This window comes from Amycolatopsis kentuckyensis (genome assembly GCF_002155975.1).
Classification (GTDB): Bacteria; Actinomycetota; Actinomycetes; order Mycobacteriales; family Pseudonocardiaceae; genus Amycolatopsis; species Amycolatopsis kentuckyensis.
This window is the reverse complement of the sequence record NZ_MUMI01000859.1, coordinates 1-1,157: the sequence shown is the minus strand read 5'-3', so window position 1 is coordinate 1,157 and position 1,157 is coordinate 1. Positions and strand designations below refer to the sequence as shown.

Here is a 1,157-nt window from a genome sequence, read left to right as displayed (position 1 = left end):
CGCCGCCCCACGGCTGGGCCGCTAGCAAGGAGACCCCATGTCCCAGCAGAACTTCCCGGCGGCGGGCGGCGACACCCTGATCGCGTGCCTGCGCCACTGGGCGGCGACCACCCCCGACACGCCCGCCCTCACCTTCGCCGACTTCACCGCCGACCCCGCCGGACGGCGGCGCAGCCTCACCTGGCGGCAGCTGGCCGAACGCGTCGACGCCGCCGCGGGCGCGCTGCCGGTGTCGCCGGGCGACCGGGTCGCCGTGCTCTGCCCGCAGGGCCCGGACTATGTCATCGGGTTCCTGGCCGCGATCGCCGCGGGCGCGATCGCGGTGCCGCTGTTCGACCCGGGCCTGCCGGGCCACGCGGGACGGCTCGCCGCGGTCCTCGCCGACTGCGCGCCGTCGGCCGTCGTCACCACCGCCGGCGCCCGGCCGGGTGTCGAAGCGTTCCTCGGCCGGGACATCGCGGTCGTCGCGGCCGACCGGCCGGAGCCGGCGCGGACCCGGCCCGCGCCCACCGCGGCCCCGGGCGACGTCGCCTACCTGCAGTACACGTCCGGTTCGACCCGCAGCCCGGCCGGCGTGGTGCTGAGCCACGCCAACGTGCTCGCCAACGTCACCCAGGCGGTGCGCGGCCTCGGCCTCGACCCGACGGCGGCCACCACGGTTTCGTGGCTGCCGCTGTTCCACGACATGGGTCTCGTCCTCGGCCTGCTCACCCCCTTGGCGTTCGGCCTGCGCTCGGTGCTGATGGACCCGCTGGCCTTCATCGAGCGGCCGGTCCGCTGGCTGGAGCTGCTCGGCGACCACGCGGGCAGCTGGAGCGCCGCCCCGAACTTCGCCTTCCACTACTGCGCGAGCCGGATCCGCGAGGCCGACCGCGCGCGGCTGCGGCTCGGCCGCGTCACCGCGATCGTCAACGGCGCCGAGCCGATCAACCCGGACGTGCTCGGCCGGTTCCACACCGCCTTCGCCACCGCCGGGTACCGGCCGGAGATGACCCGCCCCGCCTACGGCCTGGCCGAGGCCACCGTCTTCGTCACCACCGGCCCGGCCGCGGCCCCGCGCGTCACCACCTTCGACCGCGACGCCCTCGCCACGGGCACCGCGCGGCCGGCCGCCGACGGCGTCCGCCTCGTCGCCTGCGGCGCCCCGGCCGGGCAGC

The 1,157-nt window shown here is 77.4% G+C and carries 1 protein-coding gene; it reads left to right on the top strand.

Going from position 1 to position 1,157, the window contains the following annotated elements; all coding sequences use genetic code 11:
• Positions 1–37: 37 nt before the first annotated feature.
• The coding region (locus CCN39_RS48705; RefSeq protein ID WP_086854012.1) for an AMP-binding protein at positions 38–1,157 on the top strand (1,120 nt) is incomplete at its 3' end.